Genomic DNA, 18046 nt, shown 5'->3' on the forward strand with positions numbered 1-18046 from the left:
GCGCCGTCATTGATGGTCAGCGCTACATCAATAGAACCTGGTGTCGCATCCATGTTGTCGGTGTCAGCATCCGTGACGGTTTGACCGTTTTGGTCGACAGCTGAGGCGACAATAGTAATATCACCGTCTACTAAAGCAGATAAGTCGACATCATCAACTGAGTAAGTGCCATCAGCATTGATAATGACATCTTCGATAACAATGGTGTTACCAGCGCTATCAGTCAGGGTTAGCGTGACTGTGCCGCCAGCAGGAATATCTTGTGACGTACCTGTGATGTCACCTTGGTTAGACCCGTCGATAACTAGATCGACTGTTAATTCAGCATTGACTGCATTTAAATCTTCAGTGTCATTGGCTGACAGGGCATTACCGTTTGAATCGGTTGCTGTCGCAACCACGGTGATTTCGCCATCAACTAATGTCGATAAGTCCACATCATCAACTGAGTAAGTGCCATCAGCGTTTACTGCAATGTTTTCGATAGTGATTTCATTGCCTGCAGCATCGCTGATAACTAAGGTGACTGTGCCACCTGTTGGAATATCTTGCGACGTACCTGTGATGTCACCTTGGTTAGAGGCATCAATGATCAGATCGACCGATAGGGCACCGTCAATAGCATCAATTTCACCAGTATCATTTGCAGTTGCTGTATTTCCAGCAAGATCAGTCACTTCGGCTATTACAGAGTAATCGCCTTCTGACAGTTCATTCGGAACTTCAACTTGATAGCTGCCATCAGACTCCACAATTGCTTCAATGGTTTGCTCAACGCCATCGCTATCAGTTACAACTAAAGTAACGGTACTGCCTGGAGTTGCATCAGTTGTTCCAGTGATTAGAGGAGTATTATCACTTGCATCATCAGGAGTGCTAACAGTGATAGTTGGTGGCGTTAGATCTATATCGCCGTTGTCTTCTGCAAAGGCACCATTACCAGCACTATCGGAAACGCCAGCTACAGCAGTGTAATCGCCTTCGGCTAATGGTAAAGGAACCTCAACGCTATAAGTACCATCTGGGTTTACAATGGTTTCGATTATTTGTTCTTGGCCTGCACTGTCAGTGACAATAATTGTGACTGTACTGCCTGGTTCTGCATCTGTCGTACCAGTAATCGTTGGTGTCGTATCAGCTGAATTATCAGGTGCACTCACGGTGATCTCTGGAGCTGTCGTGTCTATATCTCCAGTGTCATTAGCACTTGCAGAGTTGCCAGCAGGGTCTGTAACAACCGCGACTACGTTATATTCGCCTTCAGCTAATGGCTCTGCTACATCAACCTCGTAACTACCGTCAGGGTTAACAATCGCCTCTAAGATTTGTTCGTTACCTTCGTTGTCAGTAATCGTAAGCGTAACCGTGCTTCCCGGAGCAGCATCAGTTGTCCCCGTAATTGTTGGAGTAGTGTCGATGTTATTATCAGGTGCATTTACAGTAATAACGGGAGCGATAGTGTCTATTTGACCATCGTCGTTATCTGTAGCTGTATTACCTGCAGGATCAGTGACTTCTGCAACAACAGTGTAATCACCATCAGCCAAAGGTTGTGCTACGTCAACTTGGTAATTTCCATCTTCATCAACAATGGCTTCGAGTACTTGCTCATTGCCTTCACTGTCAGTGACAACGATAGTGACAGTACTACCTGGTTCAGCATCTGTTGAACCTGTAATAGTTGGCGTATCATCATTACTATTATCTGGAGCGACAACGGTAATCACTGGAGGGACGGTATCTAGTAATGCACTATCGGAACCTTCAGGACTTATATTACCGGCACTATCAATAATGGTTGCTACTACTTCAATGGTTTCACCTTCAGCAGGGGCTGGCAGTGTTAAATCTATTGAACCATTATCAATATCTTCTTGGGTTAGAATAATTTCCTGACCGTTAACAACTAAGGTATCACCAGGCTGTGCACCAGTTGTTGTTAGATCAATCGTTACAGAAACTTCAGTATTACCTGCTAATTCTTCTTCGCTGATAATGCCATCGTTATTGGTATCAGTATTAATAACCACACCAGGAGCGCCATCAGCAATAGGCGTTACTTCAATGGTCAGTGTTGCAGTGACATCGGTATTAGTAGTGTACGTAATAACAGGAACTTGGCCATTCCAATCCGCATTAGGTGTAAATGAATAGCTACCATCGCTATTTAAAACCAACACACCTTCTTCTAAAGTGACTGAGTCACCAGCATTATAGGTTTCGCCATTAACTTCAAAGCCGATAACACTTAAAACATCGTCAGTGTCTGAATCGTTATCTAATACGTTGCCTTCTGCAACCGTGTCTTCTGCGATGATGATTGCATCATTTTGCGCTTCGGTTGGGATGTCGTAATCTTCAGTTGCTGTAGCAGTGCCTTTGGCTCCATCAGTACCATAACCGTAAACAATACCTTCAATAATTGTATCAACATCATTGACTAAATCTGCAGCATCGACTTCGACAGAGAATGTCCCGTCAGATTGCATGATCGCTTGGTATTCCTGACCATTTATGGTCAGCATGATAATACCAGTAGTGATGGAAGCATCGGCGGTTACAGTACCAGTAATGGTCACTGTGCCTGTGCTTTCATCTGGTGTAAGTATGTTATCACCTGTAACAGGATCGATATCTAACGCGATAGCGGTATTATCAGGTAAGTCATTGTCATAAATACGCAAAGTTGCTTGGGTATCACCTAAAACAGCATTGGTGACATTAGATAAGTTAATTAGCGCAAATTCAGGGCTGTCTTCAACAATTAAATCATCGGTAATAGGTACAGTAATATAAGCGGTTGTCTCGCCAGGAAGGAAAGTGATTGTGCCACTGACATTGGTAAAATCTTCACCAAATAAAGCGGTCAGTTCTTCTGAGCTGTAATCAAGAGTAATAGTTTCAGTACTAGGTTCGCTCAAGGTGAGGGTGAATAAAGCAAACTCCATACCTTCAACTACAACAGCATAATCAATATCAACTACCGGTAAATTAGAGCCTTCACCATCATTATCAAAAATGGCAAATTCTAGCTCTTCATCGTAGACGTTCTCACCAGTAACAACAGCATTGAAATATTCGGTAGGCTCAATAATAGCGTCATCAAAAATAGGGACGCGGATCATTACACTATCATTACCCGCTTCAAGGGTGAAACCAAAGATAGGTCTCGCTAAGTCACCACTGGTATCTATACCTGTAATGGTCATAGTTTGCCAAGTTAGGCCACCATCATTGGAATACTCTAAAGGAACTAAGTAGTCGTCAGCATACTCCGCAATAGGGTAACCTAGCTGCTCACTTAATAACTCGCTGGTAAAGGTAATCGACAGAGCCTGGTCATCGTCAAAAGTCAGTTCACTGTTTAAAGTAAACTGGTTAAAACCGACATCTTCGAGTACATCTGGGATTTCAGCAGATAAATGCGATTTGTATTGGTCTTGAGTGGATGAAGTGACGTCTCTGAATACTGTCCAATCTTCGACGCGGTAATCAATACTTAACCCTTCCAGGTCGTATTGAGTAATGCCTTCGTTTAATATTATGACAAAGTTACCGTCACCTAGGTCTTGTAAAGTCCCAATATCTTCAAATGCGGCGCTTAGTCTAACATTGCTCACTAATAGGTTTTGGTCAATAACTTGCTGACCTACGGCACCTTCAAGTAAATCATTGGCAGAGAAAGTGATTTGGCCGTCTAATTCGTTATAGTTATAGGTGATTAATCCACCTGGTACTTCTAAAATGTCGACTGTGCGTGCATCGTGCTCATCAGGTGTTCTATCACCAGCAAGTTCATCAATGGTATCTGCAACGTGCTCCATTGCGATTGATTCGAATAAGTTCTGTTCGCTTTCCTGGCGCTCAGTATCACGAGTAAAAATAATCCCAAGTTCAGCAAGCACTTGAGAAATCATTTCTTTACCAGCGGTAGCGATATTGAGAGGCTGACCTGTAGTAGGATCGATATAATTTGCTAATGCTTCATGAACAGAAAGAAGGATATTTATATTGGTTGCGTAGCTATCATCAATATTGATTAAACTATTGGTGTTGAGTACACCGTCATCGACACCATCGGTGAGATCGTTGTCCAAGGCCTGTAAGAAGATAGCCATGTTCTCAACGTAATCCATATTGGTGTCAGATAATAAAGTCCCAGCAATATCTTGCAAGAATAAAATATCACCTTGAATAACATCTGCACTAAAGGTCGCAATGGTAACGCCACCTACCATAAAGGTAATGGTATCTCCGGGTAGATAAGCAAATGAACCTGGTTCACCAAAATCACCAGTAAAGCCAGATAGCCCTGATGAAGTCGTGAATGAAACACCGTTAACGAAGTTGTCAGTAAATTGAGCAATATTGAAATTATTATTATTTAACGCATTAACGCCATCATCACCTAAAGACAGGTTGGCAGTTAATGTTTCAGGTGCATCGAATGATGTATCAAAGCCTGCGGTGGCAATGGTTTCTGAACCTTCACGGGCAAGTGAAGCAAAGTCGCTTCCGCCTTGGTTTCCTAATGATTCGCCAGCTGCTGTTTCTGGTAATTCTTCGGTTGGGTCTTCACCTGAAAGAATAAGTGCTTGTAGGGCTTCAATCTCAGCGAGTTCTTCAGGACTCATATCCGTTGAAAATTGAGCTACTGAATCATCTGTTGTACTAGTATCGGTTTGCTCTGTATTGACGTCATCACCATTTAAAATAGTGCCGTCATCAAACGTGACTACGAATGCCAAGCCATCTGCAAAATGGAGTTCTGCTCCAGCAGGAATTGCTTCCCCAGGAAGAATACTTTTTGTTTGGTCATTGATGGTAAGCGAGATATCACCATTAGCTGAACTCAAAACACCATTTTTATTCGTTACAACAGAACTCATATTTAACTCCAAAACCCTATTTAGCAATGTATTTACATTTGCTGCATAAAAAATCACATTGCTATATTTGTCGTTATAAAATCAGCGAGAAACATTAACCGCAATATAACAATTTTAGCGTTATATGTACCGGTGGTCAATTTTTTGACCTCGGTGGAATTACCACTAAGGTAATGAAAAGATATTAAAATTAATTTTTACTTGTTAAATCAACATTACTGAGTAATTAGTCGAAATTGTTACAGATTTAATAATAAAGTATGAAGAGAACAATTTGCTGAATTAGAGGAGAATTTATACGATTCAAACGAGGGTTTAGATCGATATAGATATAAAAAAACCTGCCAATGACAGGTTTTTTGTTTAGTTAAATATTCGGTTTGCTGAATATTATTCAGTAGAATTAGCTGCTTTGCGATAGCTTTGTAATGCAGCTGTATTTTCGCCAAGCTGCTCTTGAATTTGAGCGAGTGCTAACCAATTTTCACGTTTTGGGACGATCTCGCAAACCTGTAACCAATGTTTTTTAGCTGATTTAGTATCGCGTTTTTGCTGAGCTAATTTAGCCATACATATTTGATATTCAGCATCATGTTCGTGTGTTTGCTCAAAACGCAGCAATAACTTTCTAACATCTTCATCTTCTGAATCAAGGATTAAAGGTAATACAGACAGTATTGCAGGATCAGGTTCTGCTTTAAGACTCTTAGTTATGAGCTTTAAAGCATCTTTTTTTCTATCGTATTGGCATAGACCGCGAGCGTATATCGCAATCAGTTTAGCTTGGTTTCTTTCCGCTTTACTCAACCAATGCCAACTCTTCTCCAATTCTTGTTCGTTGGCTTCTGTTGCCGCATTTAACAATGCTGTATTGGTTAAATGCTCAACATCAGTACATTGTTGCTCTGACACTATTTGGCGTTTGCGAATAGCGGGTAATAGAATTTTTAAGGCTTGCCAGTCTTGTTGCAACTGATAAAGGTCTAGCGCTAGCTTCAATACTGGTGTTTTACTTTTACTTGTTGGGTTTAATGAATCGAGCTCTGCTCTGGCTTCGGCGAGATTCCCTTGTTGAATTAAGTAGCGCGTTTTCGAGGTGTTGACCGCTGTTTTAGTTAATGGATCTTTTGCGGCCTCGGCTAAATATTTATCACGGGCGTCAGTATTAAGCTGATGATGAGCAGCTCTTGCGGCAGCAAAAAGATTTAAAGCTGGTAGTTCGCCTTTTGCTGCACCTTTTGCCATGGCTTTTTCTGCGTTTGGCCAATCTTCTTCAGCCAGTGCGAGTGCGCCTTGAAGGGTATATTTTTTAGCTGCTTCTCTGCGCCATCTTTCAGGTAAATACCGGCTATTAATGATCACATTAAGTAAGAAAATAATCAGCCATTCTACTAACTGTAATGCGCAGTAAAACAATACTAAGCCCAGTAGGCCAAATACTAAACTGGTTTCAATTTGATATTCACCAGCAGCAATGTATACGTAACCTGTATTTCCGATAATAAACGGACTAATACAAAAACCAATTAAAATGATGATGACATAGGCCAGAACTTTAATCATAACTGCGGTTCCTCAGTTGGAACCAATGAGCCAAAGGTAATCAGTTGTTGTAACAATCGAGTTGACTCAAAATTGGTATGTTTAACTTGCTCAATTTTGACAGTGATTAACGCATCTAACGCTGTCATTGCTTCTTGGGTTTTGGTTTCTTCTAAATCAAAATATTGTTGAATCCAAGTTCGAGCAAACCCAATTGATTGTCGGTAGTTCACTTCATCATGTTGGTATAAAGCAAGCTGCGCCTGTAAGAGTTTATTGCGAATATTCTCAATTAAGTACCATTGTTGATCTGGCGCCAGTAACGGCTCTAAATCTGTGGTGCGTTTACGAATAGTAATGAACCCATCGGTGACTGAGTGCCAGGTTTTAGCAAGGTTACTTTGCCAATCATCTAACGAATCCGTCATTACATGCTGCTCTGCCAAGTCTTCTGCTGACTGCGCTTTAGCGCGGTTTAACGGCAAGCTATCCAGCTGGATTAAAATGCTATCGATAGTATAGATAGTACCGGCTACATCTGTGGTTTTAATCGCATTGGTTTTGGCTAAGTCGTGGGCAAGAGCTCGGCGTATAGGTAGCAGTGCAGGGTCTTTCATTGCTTCAATACGGTCATCCGCAGAACTTAATAGGCTGGCCGCTGTTTTAGGGTCATTTTCAAGCCATAGCTTTCTTCCCGCCATACGGACTAAGTATTCAGCTTCCGATGCCATCCAATGGTTTGGATTGCGTTGAGCAATAGTGGCCACACGCTCTTGTAATTGTTGATGTGATTTAGCCAGTTGATTTTGCTGCTGGTAAGCCAAGCTATCATTTTGCTGTTGTATTTCTAACTCAGCGATACGTCTTTTGGGCTCTATTAGGGCTTCAGTCACTTCATTGCTGATAGCTTGAGTCTGTTGATTTTGAGTTTGCAGTTCAATTTTTTGGCTTTCAAGTTCAACGAGCAACAGGTAACTAATGCCAATGCCAGCGAGTGCAATGATGAGGCATAATAAAATGCTCAATCTTACCCACCACGAACTTTTTCTATTTGAAGTAGACGCTGCATCGTCACTATCACTATGGCTTTCAGTATCGACGATCTTAGTTGATGAGGGGGTAGTTGATTGAGCAGTTTGCTTAGTACTTGGAGTTGTACTGGTTTCAAGTTCAGTTGAAGACTCAGCCTCATTATTCACTGATTCAGCGGTTGAATCCTTGGTATTTAATTGACTTGAGTCTTGCTTATTGTTTTCCATGAGCTGTCCTTGAGTGCCTAGTGTGGCTATTTACTAGTGCGACCATTTACTGCGCGACATAAATATCGAGTGATAGGGTACAAGTCTGGCAGGATTAAACAAGATCGCAAATAACAGACTTTGCTTTAATGATTAAAGAGATAACGCTTGTAAAACAGCTTGAGTATTCGCGCCATTAGCATTAGTGACGTGACAAAGTCCTGCTGTTTTTGCCCTTTGTTCCACTCGGTGACTTGGGACTATGATATGACATGATTGCAACCATGCAAATAACTCTTTTGGCACAAGATTAATTAGATTAACAAGGACTTCGCCGCTGGTGACCACAATTGTGTCAATTTGGGCTGCCTGCCAGTGGCTGCAAACGCTTTGTGCATCAAGCTTTGGCATAACTCTTTGGTAAACTTCCCAATAGTTAACTTTAGCTTGTCTTAAGGTTAATTTTTCTGCGATGGTTTCTCTACCACCAACCCCTCTGACGATGATAATTCGCTGATGTTGGATCTCAGCAAGTGACGAAAGTGAGAGTAATCCTTCACTATCTTGGCTGTTTTCAGGGGCGACTTCAGCTTGAATATTGTATTGGATTAATGCATCAGCAGTCGCTTGACCGACAGCGTAGTAGCGGCAATTTGGAAACTGACCTTTAAGTGATTGAGCGGCAAAATGAACTGCATTGGTGCTGATAAAAATAATACTGTCAGCTTGAGAGAGTTGTTGGGTCTCAATAGGGGAGAGTGTTGCAGCAACAGCTAATAAAGGCGTGACAATAAAGTCGACGCCTTTATTTTTAAGCTGCTCAGCCATCGCTTGATTGCGCCCTTCTGGGCGCGTTAGCAAGACTTTCATATTTTGACTTTGCCTGATTACTTGTTGTAAACAGCGTCTAAAATAGTTTTTGCGCCACGGCTTAGTAAATCTTCAGCTAGTGCTTCACCTAGTGCAACAGCATCAGTTTTAAGTCCAGATACAGCGCCTTCAATGACTTGACTACCATCAGGGTTACCCACTAAGCCACGTAAGCTTAAGGTATCACCTTCGATTTCAGCATAAGCACCGATTGGCACCTGACAACCACCTTCAAGGCGAGTGTTCATAGCACGCTCAGCAAGTACGCGGTAACGAGTTTCTAAATGCTCAAGTGGAGCAAGAAGAGCTTTAACACGTTCGTCATTCATACGGCATTCAATACCTACAGCACCTTGACCGTTAGCTGGTAGTGAATCTTCTGCAGAAATAAAGCTAGCAATACGCTCATCTAATTTAAGACGAATAAGTCCAGCTGCTGCAAGGATAATGGCATCGTAATCGCCACTGTCTAGTTTAGCTAAACGTGTACCTACATTGCCGCGTAAGTCTTTGATGACAAGATCTGGGCGGGCTGCGCGAATTTGGCATTGACGACGTAAACTAGAAGTACCTACTACAGCACCTTGCGGTAATTCTGCAATTGTTTTGTAGGTATTAGATACGAATGCATCACGTGGATCTTCACGTTCACAAATAACTTGTAAACCTAACCCTTCAGGGAAATCTACTGGCACATCTTTCATTGAATGCACAGCGATATCTGCGCGATCTTCAAGCATGGCAACTTCAAGCTCTTTAACAAATAAACCTTTACCACCCACTTTAGCAAGAGGCGTATCTAAAATAACGTCTCCTTTAGTGCTCATTGGCAAAAGTTCAACCGTTAAACCTGAATGAATACGTTCAAGTTCAGCTTTAACGAATTCAGCTTGCCACATAGCCAGTGGACTTTTACGAGTAGCGATACGAATAACATTTTGAGACATGCTAGAGAGTTCCATCGATAGACTTAATTGCGACAATGCTAACATTGCCTGTGGGCTTATGTAACAAACCGATAGCGATTGTTTGAACTATGCACATCTTTTTTTTGTGACGTAGATCTCATTTACTGGCGTATTTAAATAAAAGTGATACCATGAACAAGTTATTGCTAATGAATTTATCCCTAATTTAAGCAAGTATTTACTTAAATGTGTGTGTGAATAAGTCGTAAGGTGATAGTACAAGGATGGAAGCCTTGATAGAAAAAGTGCCTCGCTCAGCTGAAATTGCCAACCAACTTAATCTCGTTCGCTATGAACGAGCTCAATCTCTGTTGTCACCAAAACAGCAAAACCTGTTTGATCTCATTGCTTACCTTATTCAGCATCATCACCCGCAATTGCCTGGTGGCAATTCAGCATTAACGCCATTCGGTATCAATCAGTACCAGGATTCTACAAAATCACTTTCGGCATGTGATGTTTTTAACTTGCCTAAACTGACTTCAAACGCCGCAGAACCTTGTTCTTTTGAAGGCGTTTATGCCATGGGCAGCACGGCAAGTTTTGGTCAAAATCCTAAAAGTGATGTTGATGTATGGCTAGTGTATAAGGCCAACTTGAGCAATGCAGATTTAACCTTAATTACCGAGAAAACCACAGCATTGACTCAATGGTTTGCCTCTTTAGACTTTGAAGTTAACTTTTATCTGGTTCACCCATTACAATTTCGCGAGTGCAGTGCCTTTGAAAACTGTTATAGCTCGTTAGGTGAAGAACATAGCGGCAGTACCCAGCATTGGTTATTGTTAGAAGAATTTTATCGCTCCCACATACGTTTGGCGGGAAAAACCGTTGGATGGTGGCCTAAGTCTAATCAAGATGAATCGGTATTATTTTTAGGCGACGTGCAATCCATGCCAGCAACTGAGTATTTTGGTGCGTCCTTATGGCAATTGTATAAAGGCTTAAACAAACCCCATAAAGCGCTGCTTAAAGTATTGTTGTTAGAAACGTATGCTGCTGATTATCCAGAGTCTCATTTCATTACTGCGCAAATTTGGCAACAATGTGAGCAAGGTGATTTTTCTGAATCTAATGACGCTTACCTTATTTTATACCAACGTATTGAAAGCTACTTATTAGCTAAGCGTGATATCAGGCGTTTAGAAATTGTCCGACGTTGCTTTTATCTTAAATGTGGTGTGAATTTAACCAATGCGTGTGTCGGCAATGATTGGCGACGCAATAAAATGCAGCAATTAGTTAATGACTGGAACTGGCCACCAAGTTTATTAGAAACCTTAGACAACAGCCAACATTGGCATTCAGGTCAATTAAAGTGGTTTAACAAACAGCTCAATGAACTGCTATTAATCAGTTATCGCACCCTTTTAGAGTTTGCCTCAAAACAAGCATTGAGTGATCGCTTTAGAGTTGAAGAACTCGGCATGCTGGCGCGTAAACTCCATACTTACTTTAGTGATGACGAGCATCAATTATTGCCTTTAAACAAGCTATGGAGTCGTTCGGTGTTTGAACCGAATATGACCATTATTCATAGCCTCAAAGAGTCGCGCTATTACCTTTATCGACAACCATTAAAGTCAGGTCAGCTGCTTGGAGAGTCATCTATTATCAAAGCAGATACGCCCACCGCATTGATTGCTTGGTCAGCGATGAATGGGATTTCTGCAGCCGACACACAATGGCAAGAGTATGGCCGTAAAAAGCACCGCTCGAGTGCGTTAACCGACCTGGCCAGTCGCTTAGTGCCTTTATTAGCGACAACCAATAAAGTTTCCAAAGCCGAATTGTGCCAGCCGTATTTTTACAAAAAAGTCATTGTCGTTGCCAATGTGGATGGCGATCCCACATTAAAATGGCAAGGCCAAGAAATCATGATCGATTATATGAATGGCAATGTGTTTTCCTTAGGTAAAAAGCAACAAAACATGCTGTCTACGATTGATTTAATTTGCCTCAATAGCTGGGGCGAATGGCAATGTCATCGTTTTAAAGGCGAACAAGGTTTACTAGAAGCCCTAGCGTTTATCGCTTTAGGCTTAAAAGGCACGCCTGAGCAAGTTGATATTCAAGTGGTTAATTGCGCAGAACGATTAAAAAAACAAATCAACGATGCGTTATTGGCAGTATTTACTCTGTGTGTAAAATATTGTCATGAAGCAAGAGAGTCCTCAGCCTTGATGCACCCTATACAGTTATCACATAAACGCTTTGGGTTATTCTTCAATTCAATGGGGATGGTATATAAGGAACTCAAAGGCGATGACGTCAAAGTCGCGCCAATAAAAGTAGAGCGATTTAAAAAGCCTGAGTTGACGGCGCCAGTGGCAGTATTAAAAAAAGATCCTTACCGCAGTATCCCTAGTGTAATTAAACTTTATATTTCCAAAGGCGCGAAACAGTATTTTTTAAGGCAACGACCGGATGCGCTTGATGTGTTTATCATTGATGAACTCAATCAATTAAAACATCAGATATTTGATGATATGTCGATGAAAGAATTAGTTGAAAAAGAAAGTCACAGCTTTGCTTTTGAGCGAGATGAGTCATCACTGCACTATTTTAATATGCCGCAATTTTTTAAATTGGAACGGATTGACGGTGAATTGAATGTCGTACCTTTTGGTATTGCAATGAACGAATTGAGCTCAGATATTTAAGCTCAATTCATTCTTATTTAGCATCATCAAGTCGATGGTGTTAAATAGATAGCGCAATGCCGCTTTGCTTTGTAATCGCGTCGATAACAAAAGGCATGAACTCACTATTGTTACGCTCATCAAACCATTTGCCGTCAACAAACGCGAAATGGTAACCACCAGTGCGGCTAGCTATCCATAACTCATGTAAAGGCTCTTGCTTGTTGATGACAATTTGCGAACCATCTTCAAATTCTAACTGCAATACATTACCGCTTGCGAAGATATCGACATCGGCATCTTGTTCATCAATAGCCGCTTCGATGGCGTTTTCAATCTTGCCGAACATCTCATCCGCCAACTGATGAAATTCTGTATCTGTCATAGCCATGTATTTCTATCCTTGTACTTCCTAGGTTATGAATGCGATTATAAGGCTATAACTCCCCATATGCATAGATGTTGAGAAAAATGAGACTGTTTTTATTAGTAATGCTTGCTAGCCTATCGATTATTGGCTGCGGACAAAAAGGCCCGTTATACAAATCTCCTGAAGTTGAAACCAATCAGGAAGAGCGAAAATCGCAAGAGCCGACTAGTGAACAAACCCAACAAAAAACTCAAGAGCAGTCTCAAGAGTCGACACAAAAATAGAACAATATTAAAGGAAGCGCATTTTGGATTATTTTAATTATCAACAGGATCAACTTTTTGCTGAAGACTGTTCTGTTGCTGAACTTGCCCGTACCCACGGCACGCCGTTATATATTTATTCACGTGCGACGTTAGAGCGTCATTGGAATGCATTTGATAATGCAGTAGCCAATCACCCACACCTTGTCTGTTATGCGGTTAAAGCAAACTCGAATCTGGCAGTATTAAATGTACTTGCACGTTTAGGCAGTGGTTTTGATATTGTCTCAGGTGGTGAACTTGCACGTGTTATTGCCGCTGGCGGCGACCCTAAAAAAGTGGTGTTTTCAGGTGTGGGCAAAACAACAGCTGAAATGGAACAAGCACTGAATACCGGTATTTATTGTTTCAATGTTGAATCAAGCGCTGAACTTGAATTATTAAATGAGGTAGCAGGAAAGCTAGGAAAAGTAGCCCCTGTTTCACTGAGGGTTAATCCTGATGTTGATGCAGGCACACATCCTTATATATCTACCGGCCTTAAAGAGAACAAATTTGGTATTGCGATGGACGAAGCTGAGCAGGTTTTTGCTCGTGCACATGCGTTACCGAACTTAGCCGTTAAAGGCGTGGATTGTCATATTGGTTCACAGTTAACTGAAATGCAGCCATTTTTAGATGCCATGGACCGAATGCTAGCCTTAATTGATCGTTTAGCAGCCAATGGTATTGAAATTCATCATTTTGATGTTGGTGGTGGCTTAGGTGTCCCTTATGATGATGAAACGCCGCCACATCCAGATGTGTATGCCGCTGCGTTACTTGAGCGTTTAGGCGACCGTCCACTTAAATTGATTTTTGAACCAGGCCGTGCGATTGCAGCCAATGCAGGTATTTTTGTCACTGAAGTGTTATCACTGAAAGAAAACAGCGATAAGCGTTTTGCGATTGTTGACGGTGCAATGAATGATTTAATCCGCCCAGCGCTTTACAGTGCATGGCAAAATATCATTCCGGTACAATTAACTGATGCACCGAGTTTTGACTATGACGTTGTAGGTCCAGTGTGCGAAACCGGTGACTTTTTAGGTAAAAACCGTCAGCTCAATGTACAAGCGGGTGACTTATTAGCGGTGCGTTCAAGCGGTGCTTATGGTTTTGTAATGGCATCAAATTATAATTCACGTCCAAGAGCGGCAGAGGTCATGGTCGATAAAGATCAAAACCAAGTGATCCGTGAGCGTGAAAAGCTTGAGCAATTGTGGCAAGGTGAGCATTTACTGCCTTAACGGTATTCACAGCCTTTAATAGCATTTACCGCCTTAATAAGGTTAACTGATTTTATTAGGTTTATTTTTTAGTTCGATAAGGGAAACTCTTTTGATCCAATTCACCAAGATGCATGGGCTGGGTAATGATTTTATGGTGGTTGATGGCGTAACACAGAATGTGTTTTTTTCGCCAGATCAAATTCGCCGTTTAGCTGACCGAAATTTCGGTATTGGTTTTGATCAGCTATTGTTAGTTGAGCCTCCTTACGACCCAGATTTAGATTTCCATTATCGAATTTTTAATGCCGATGGCGGTGAAGTAGAGCAATGTGGCAATGGTGCACGTTGCTTTGCGCGTTTCGTGCGTAATAAAGGCTTAATCAACAAGTATAAAATTCGCGTCAGCACTAGCTCAGGCAAAATGACGTTACGACTTGAGCGTGATGGTACTGTGACCGTGAATATGGGTGTACCTGTGACAGAGCCGGGGAAAATTCCCTTTCGCGCCAAACGTCCTGAAAAAACCTATTTATTGCAAACCCCTAAACAAACGTTTTTGTGTGGTGCTATTTCAATGGGCAATCCGCATTGTGTACTTGATGTAGATGACGTTGACACTGCAGAGGTCGAAGAAATTGGTCCAATGCTGACTAAGCATGAACGCTTCCCTAAGGGAGTGAATGTGGGCTTTATGCAGGTTGTGGATCGTGGCCATATAAAATTAAGAGTCTATGAGCGCGGCGCAGCGGAAACACTCGCTTGTGGCACAGGTGCTTGCGCAGCAGTTGCAGTTGGCATATTACAAAATAAATTAGACAGACAGGTAAAAGTGGATTTACCTGGCGGCCGCCTAACCATTAATTGGGAAGGTGAAGGAAAACCATTATGGATGACTGGGCCAGCTGAACACGTATTTGATGGACAAATCCAGTTATGAGCGACGCATTCAACACCAAAAAATTATTAGCAGAAGATGCCCAATCGGCGGCAGCTTTAGGCACTGATGTAGTAATGGAAGATTTACCGATTGATGAGTTAATGATCCGCGAATACCTGCTGGATAACCCTGATTTTTTCAATCGATATCCTGAATTATTGTTGGCAATGAGACTCTCTCATCATGAGCGTGGTTCGGTGTCCTTAGTTGAGCGTCGTCAAGAAATGCTGCGTGAACGGGTGACTCAACTTGAAGAAGAAATTACTTCTTTAATGAAAATCGCCACAGAGAATGAAAAGATATTTCGCTTTAATAGCGATTTATCGATGCAGATCTTAAAGTGTGAAGATTTAGGCCAGCTCAGACAAGTTTTATCTGGAAAGTTAAAGGCCGAGTTTGGTTTTACCCATGTAAGGCTGATAACCGTGCATGATATCGATAGCGAATTGGCGAAGATTTGGCGTCAACGCATTCAGCAAGGTTATTACTTTGGTCGTTTAACGCAATCTGAATCGAAACGATTATTTGGCACTGAGGTGGGCTCGGTAGCACTGACCAAATTATCAGATGAAAATGGTCAAGTTATTTTTGGCGTAGCGTCTGCTGATGCCGCCCATTTTCATCCTGATATGGATCATCTCTTTTTCCAACAAATTAGAGACCTATTGGATCATATGTTGCCAAAATTCTAATTGGCAACCGACTAGCTCAACGCTCTGTTAAGCAATGACTGGAGGCAGTGTCATGGATCAACTCAGTTGGCTAGCCGCATTTGAACGCTACCTTCATTCTGAAAGGCAGCTTTCGCCGCATACCGTACGAAATTATCTTTATGAAATTCATCGCGCTGCTGAAATCATATTTTCGCAGCCTAAAGGTGCTTCACTCGATGAATGTAATGAAGGCTGGCTAACGGTTAACCGCGATCAATTGCAAGCCGTGCTGTCTAAGCTTCATCGACAAGGACTTAGCCCACGTTCATTATCGTTATGTTTATCGTCTTTAAAGCAATTTTTTGAATTTTTAGTCCGTGAACAAGCCATTAAAACCAACCCAGCCAAAACACTTAATGCACCAAAGCAAGCAAAGCCACTGCCTAAGAATATGGATTTAGATGCAGTGACGCACTTGTTAGATATTGATGCTGATGATCCACTCAGTAAGCGTGACAAAGCCATTATGGAGTTATTTTATTCCAGCGGTTTGCGTTTAGCTGAGCTGGCGAGTTTAGATGTGGCAGATATCGATTTCAGTCAAAATGAAGTCAAAGTGATGGGTAAGGGCAGTAAACAGCGAGTTGTGCCTATTGGCAAAATGGCGATACAGGCAATAAATAATTGGTGTGAGTGTCGTGCTGATTTAGCTAAAGCCGAAGCGGGGGATGCCTTATTTGTCAGTCAGCAAGGCAAACGTTTATCTCATCGCAGTATTCAGCTCAGAATGAATAAATGGGGCCAAGAGCAAGCTTTATCTGCAAAAGTTCACCCTCATAAATTGCGACATTCCTTCGCAACGCATATGCTTGAATCAAGTGCAGATTTAAGAGCGGTGCAAGAATTATTGGGACACGCTAACTTATCCACAACGCAAATCTATACCAGTCTCGATTTTCAGCACTTGGCAAAAGTCTACGATGGCGCTCATCCTAGAGCGAAAAAAGCCAAGGGGAAATAATGAAACAATATTTACGACTGCGGCCTTTTAAGGCGATCAGTTTTGATTTAGACGATACCTTGTACCATAACGCACCGCATATTATTAAAGCCGAATCTGCGTTATCACTATTTATGCAAGAGCAATTTAACACCCCGACGAACTGGGGAATAACCCAATGGCGTGAGCTAAAAGCACAGGTTATTGCTGTGCATGGTGAGCTGGCCCATGACACCACAGCTGCGCGCTATGAAGTCCTCAGGCAGGCTTTGATCCAATGGGATTATTCAGAAATTGAAGCAAGCCAAGGCGCGCAACAAGGCTTAGAGTGTTTTTGTTTTCATCGCAGTGACTTTACCGTTGATGATGGTGTTCTCAATTTACTGTCAGACTTAGGCAAACAGTATCCATTAATTGGTATTACTAATGGTAATGTCGACGCTCGTCGTGTTGGGCTTAATGATGCCTTAGAGTTTGTGGTTCATCCTGGACACGGGGTAAGAATGAAACCCTATAGCGATTTATTTGATCTTAGTTGTCAGCATTTAGATATCCAAACCAATGAACTATTGCACATAGGCGATCATCCTATAAGTGATGTATTAGGCGCAAGACACGCAGGCTGTCAAAGTCTTTGGCTTAATCTTCAAGCTGATGAAGGTGGTAGGGCGCAACATATTTTACCGCATCTTGAAATTGAGCAGCTGCAAGAAATCCGCCAATTAATCGAATAAAATTGTGCGTTCAACGAGGTTTTTAGTTTTTTTAAGTCTAGTCTATTCAATTAGCAAATAATCTCAGTAGTGTTTTAAAGGGGTTTAGCATAGACTCGCGCGATACACATGTTATTAGTTGGTCTATATATTTAATTATGTGTTCACTAAAAAGGGTGCAGCTAAGAATTAATGTTAGGCTTTTATCGCGATGTAAAAATCACAATGATCACGTTTCCAGCTATGCTGGCGCGCTTGTTGTTGATTCTGATTTTTGCGATGCAGTCTGTTGTTGCGATGGCCGACAACTGTGCTCTTGAGCATAAAGATTGCGCTGTTAATGTCGAACTTTTCACCACAGTAATCAATGATGTCTCTTCAGTAGACACTACCTTTGTTGATGAACACTCGCTAGCGAACGACGAGCTTTGTGATGATATTTTTCTTGCCGACAGTCATGCTGACGATGACTGTGCTGAATGCAGCAGTAACTGCTGTTCTTGTTGTATGACGCTAATGCATCCAGTCACAATGGCACACCATGGCAATATCTATTCGGATTACCTGGCTTTTACCTTTAATTCCAACGCAGTAGAAGCTCCTTACTTTAGTTTTTTGCGCCCTCCCCAAGCTTAATCGTTAAATCAAAAATCATTTTTAAATGAGCAAATTTTTTACGGAATTTGCTAA

The 18046-nt window shown here is 41.7% G+C and carries 14 protein-coding genes; 8 read left to right on the forward strand and 6 right to left on the reverse strand.

The genetic code is table 11. The features are described from left to right. From AB4153_RS18470 to hemC, 5 genes are all read right to left on the reverse strand, one after another. Positions 1 to 4889 (reverse strand): retention module-containing protein (locus tag AB4153_RS18470; RefSeq protein WP_371998340.1); only part of this gene is annotated, 4889 nt, incomplete at its 3' end. A gap of 390 nt (positions 4890 to 5279) precedes the next feature. Then, positions 5280 to 6452 (reverse strand): heme biosynthesis HemY N-terminal domain-containing protein, encoded by a 1173-nt coding sequence (locus tag AB4153_RS18475; protein ID WP_371998341.1) that lies wholly within the window; start codon positions 6450 to 6452, stop codon positions 5280 to 5282. Beyond that, positions 6449 to 7690 (reverse strand): uroporphyrinogen-III C-methyltransferase, encoded by a 1242-nt coding sequence (locus AB4153_RS18480; RefSeq protein ID WP_371998342.1) that lies wholly within the window; start codon positions 7688 to 7690, stop codon positions 6449 to 6451. Before AB4153_RS18480 ends, AB4153_RS18475 begins: the two co-directional genes overlap by 4 nt. A 132-nt stretch (positions 7691 to 7822) precedes the next feature. Further along, entirely contained in the window at positions 7823 to 8539 is a 717-nt protein-coding gene (locus tag AB4153_RS18485; protein WP_371998343.1) for a uroporphyrinogen-III synthase, read from the reverse strand. A gap of 17 nt (positions 8540 to 8556) precedes the next feature. Next, positions 8557 to 9486, reverse strand: coding sequence for a hydroxymethylbilane synthase (gene hemC, locus AB4153_RS18490; RefSeq protein ID WP_229372257.1), 930 nt, complete (start codon positions 9484 to 9486; stop codon positions 8557 to 8559). Between the two features lie 245 nt (positions 9487 to 9731). Here hemC and AB4153_RS18495 point away from each other — a divergent pair, with 245 nt between their 5' ends. Then, entirely contained in the window at positions 9732 to 12170 is a 2439-nt protein-coding gene (locus AB4153_RS18495; protein WP_371998344.1) for a class I adenylate cyclase, read from the forward strand. Between the two features lie 40 nt (positions 12171 to 12210). Here AB4153_RS18495 and cyaY read toward each other — a convergent pair whose 3' ends face one another. Further along, entirely contained in the window at positions 12211 to 12540 is a 330-nt protein-coding gene (gene cyaY, locus AB4153_RS18500; RefSeq protein ID WP_102529507.1) for an iron donor protein CyaY, read from the reverse strand. An 80-nt stretch (positions 12541 to 12620) separates the two neighbouring features. On the opposite strand from cyaY, the gene lptM reads away from it, so the two are divergent. The 7 genes from lptM to AB4153_RS18535 all read left to right on the forward strand — a co-directional run bounded on the left by lptM (position 12621) and on the right by AB4153_RS18535 (position 17992). After that, complete coding sequence (gene lptM, locus AB4153_RS18505) at positions 12621 to 12803, forward strand: LPS translocon maturation chaperone LptM (RefSeq protein ID WP_371998345.1); 183 nt, start codon at positions 12621 to 12623, stop codon at positions 12801 to 12803. A gap of 23 nt (positions 12804 to 12826) precedes the next feature. Further along, positions 12827 to 14071, forward strand: a complete 1245-nt coding sequence (lysA, locus tag AB4153_RS18510; RefSeq protein WP_303517077.1) for a diaminopimelate decarboxylase — start codon at positions 12827 to 12829, stop codon at positions 14069 to 14071. A gap of 91 nt (positions 14072 to 14162) precedes the next feature. Continuing rightward, positions 14163 to 14990 carry a diaminopimelate epimerase gene (gene dapF, locus AB4153_RS18515; RefSeq protein ID WP_229372264.1) on the forward strand — a complete coding sequence of 276 codons (828 nt, stop codon included), beginning with the start codon at positions 14163 to 14165 and terminating at the stop codon, positions 14988 to 14990. A 74-nt stretch (positions 14991 to 15064) separates the two neighbouring features. Continuing rightward, positions 15065 to 15682 carry a DUF484 family protein gene (locus AB4153_RS18520; RefSeq protein ID WP_102529540.1) on the forward strand — a complete coding sequence of 206 codons (618 nt, stop codon included), beginning with the start codon at positions 15065 to 15067 and terminating at the stop codon, positions 15680 to 15682. 52 nt (positions 15683 to 15734) lie between these two features. Continuing rightward, positions 15735 to 16664, forward strand: coding sequence for a tyrosine recombinase XerC (xerC, locus tag AB4153_RS18525; RefSeq protein WP_371998346.1), 930 nt, complete (start codon positions 15735 to 15737; stop codon positions 16662 to 16664). Next, positions 16664 to 17377 carry an HAD-IA family hydrolase gene (locus AB4153_RS18530; RefSeq protein ID WP_371998347.1) on the forward strand — a complete coding sequence of 238 codons (714 nt, stop codon included), beginning with the start codon at positions 16664 to 16666 and terminating at the stop codon, positions 17375 to 17377. The genes xerC and AB4153_RS18530 overlap by 1 nt, the downstream gene beginning before the upstream one ends. Positions 17378 to 17581: 204 nt before the next feature. Beyond that, on the forward strand, positions 17582 to 17992 hold the full coding sequence (locus AB4153_RS18535) for a hypothetical protein (RefSeq protein ID WP_371998348.1): 411 nt from the start codon (positions 17582 to 17584) through the stop codon (positions 17990 to 17992). The last annotated feature ends 54 nt before the right edge of the window (positions 17993 to 18046 follow it).

The organism is Shewanella sp. 10N.286.52.E4 (genome assembly GCF_041468785.1).
Classification (GTDB): domain Bacteria; phylum Pseudomonadota; class Gammaproteobacteria; order Enterobacterales; family Shewanellaceae; genus Shewanella; species Shewanella electrodiphila.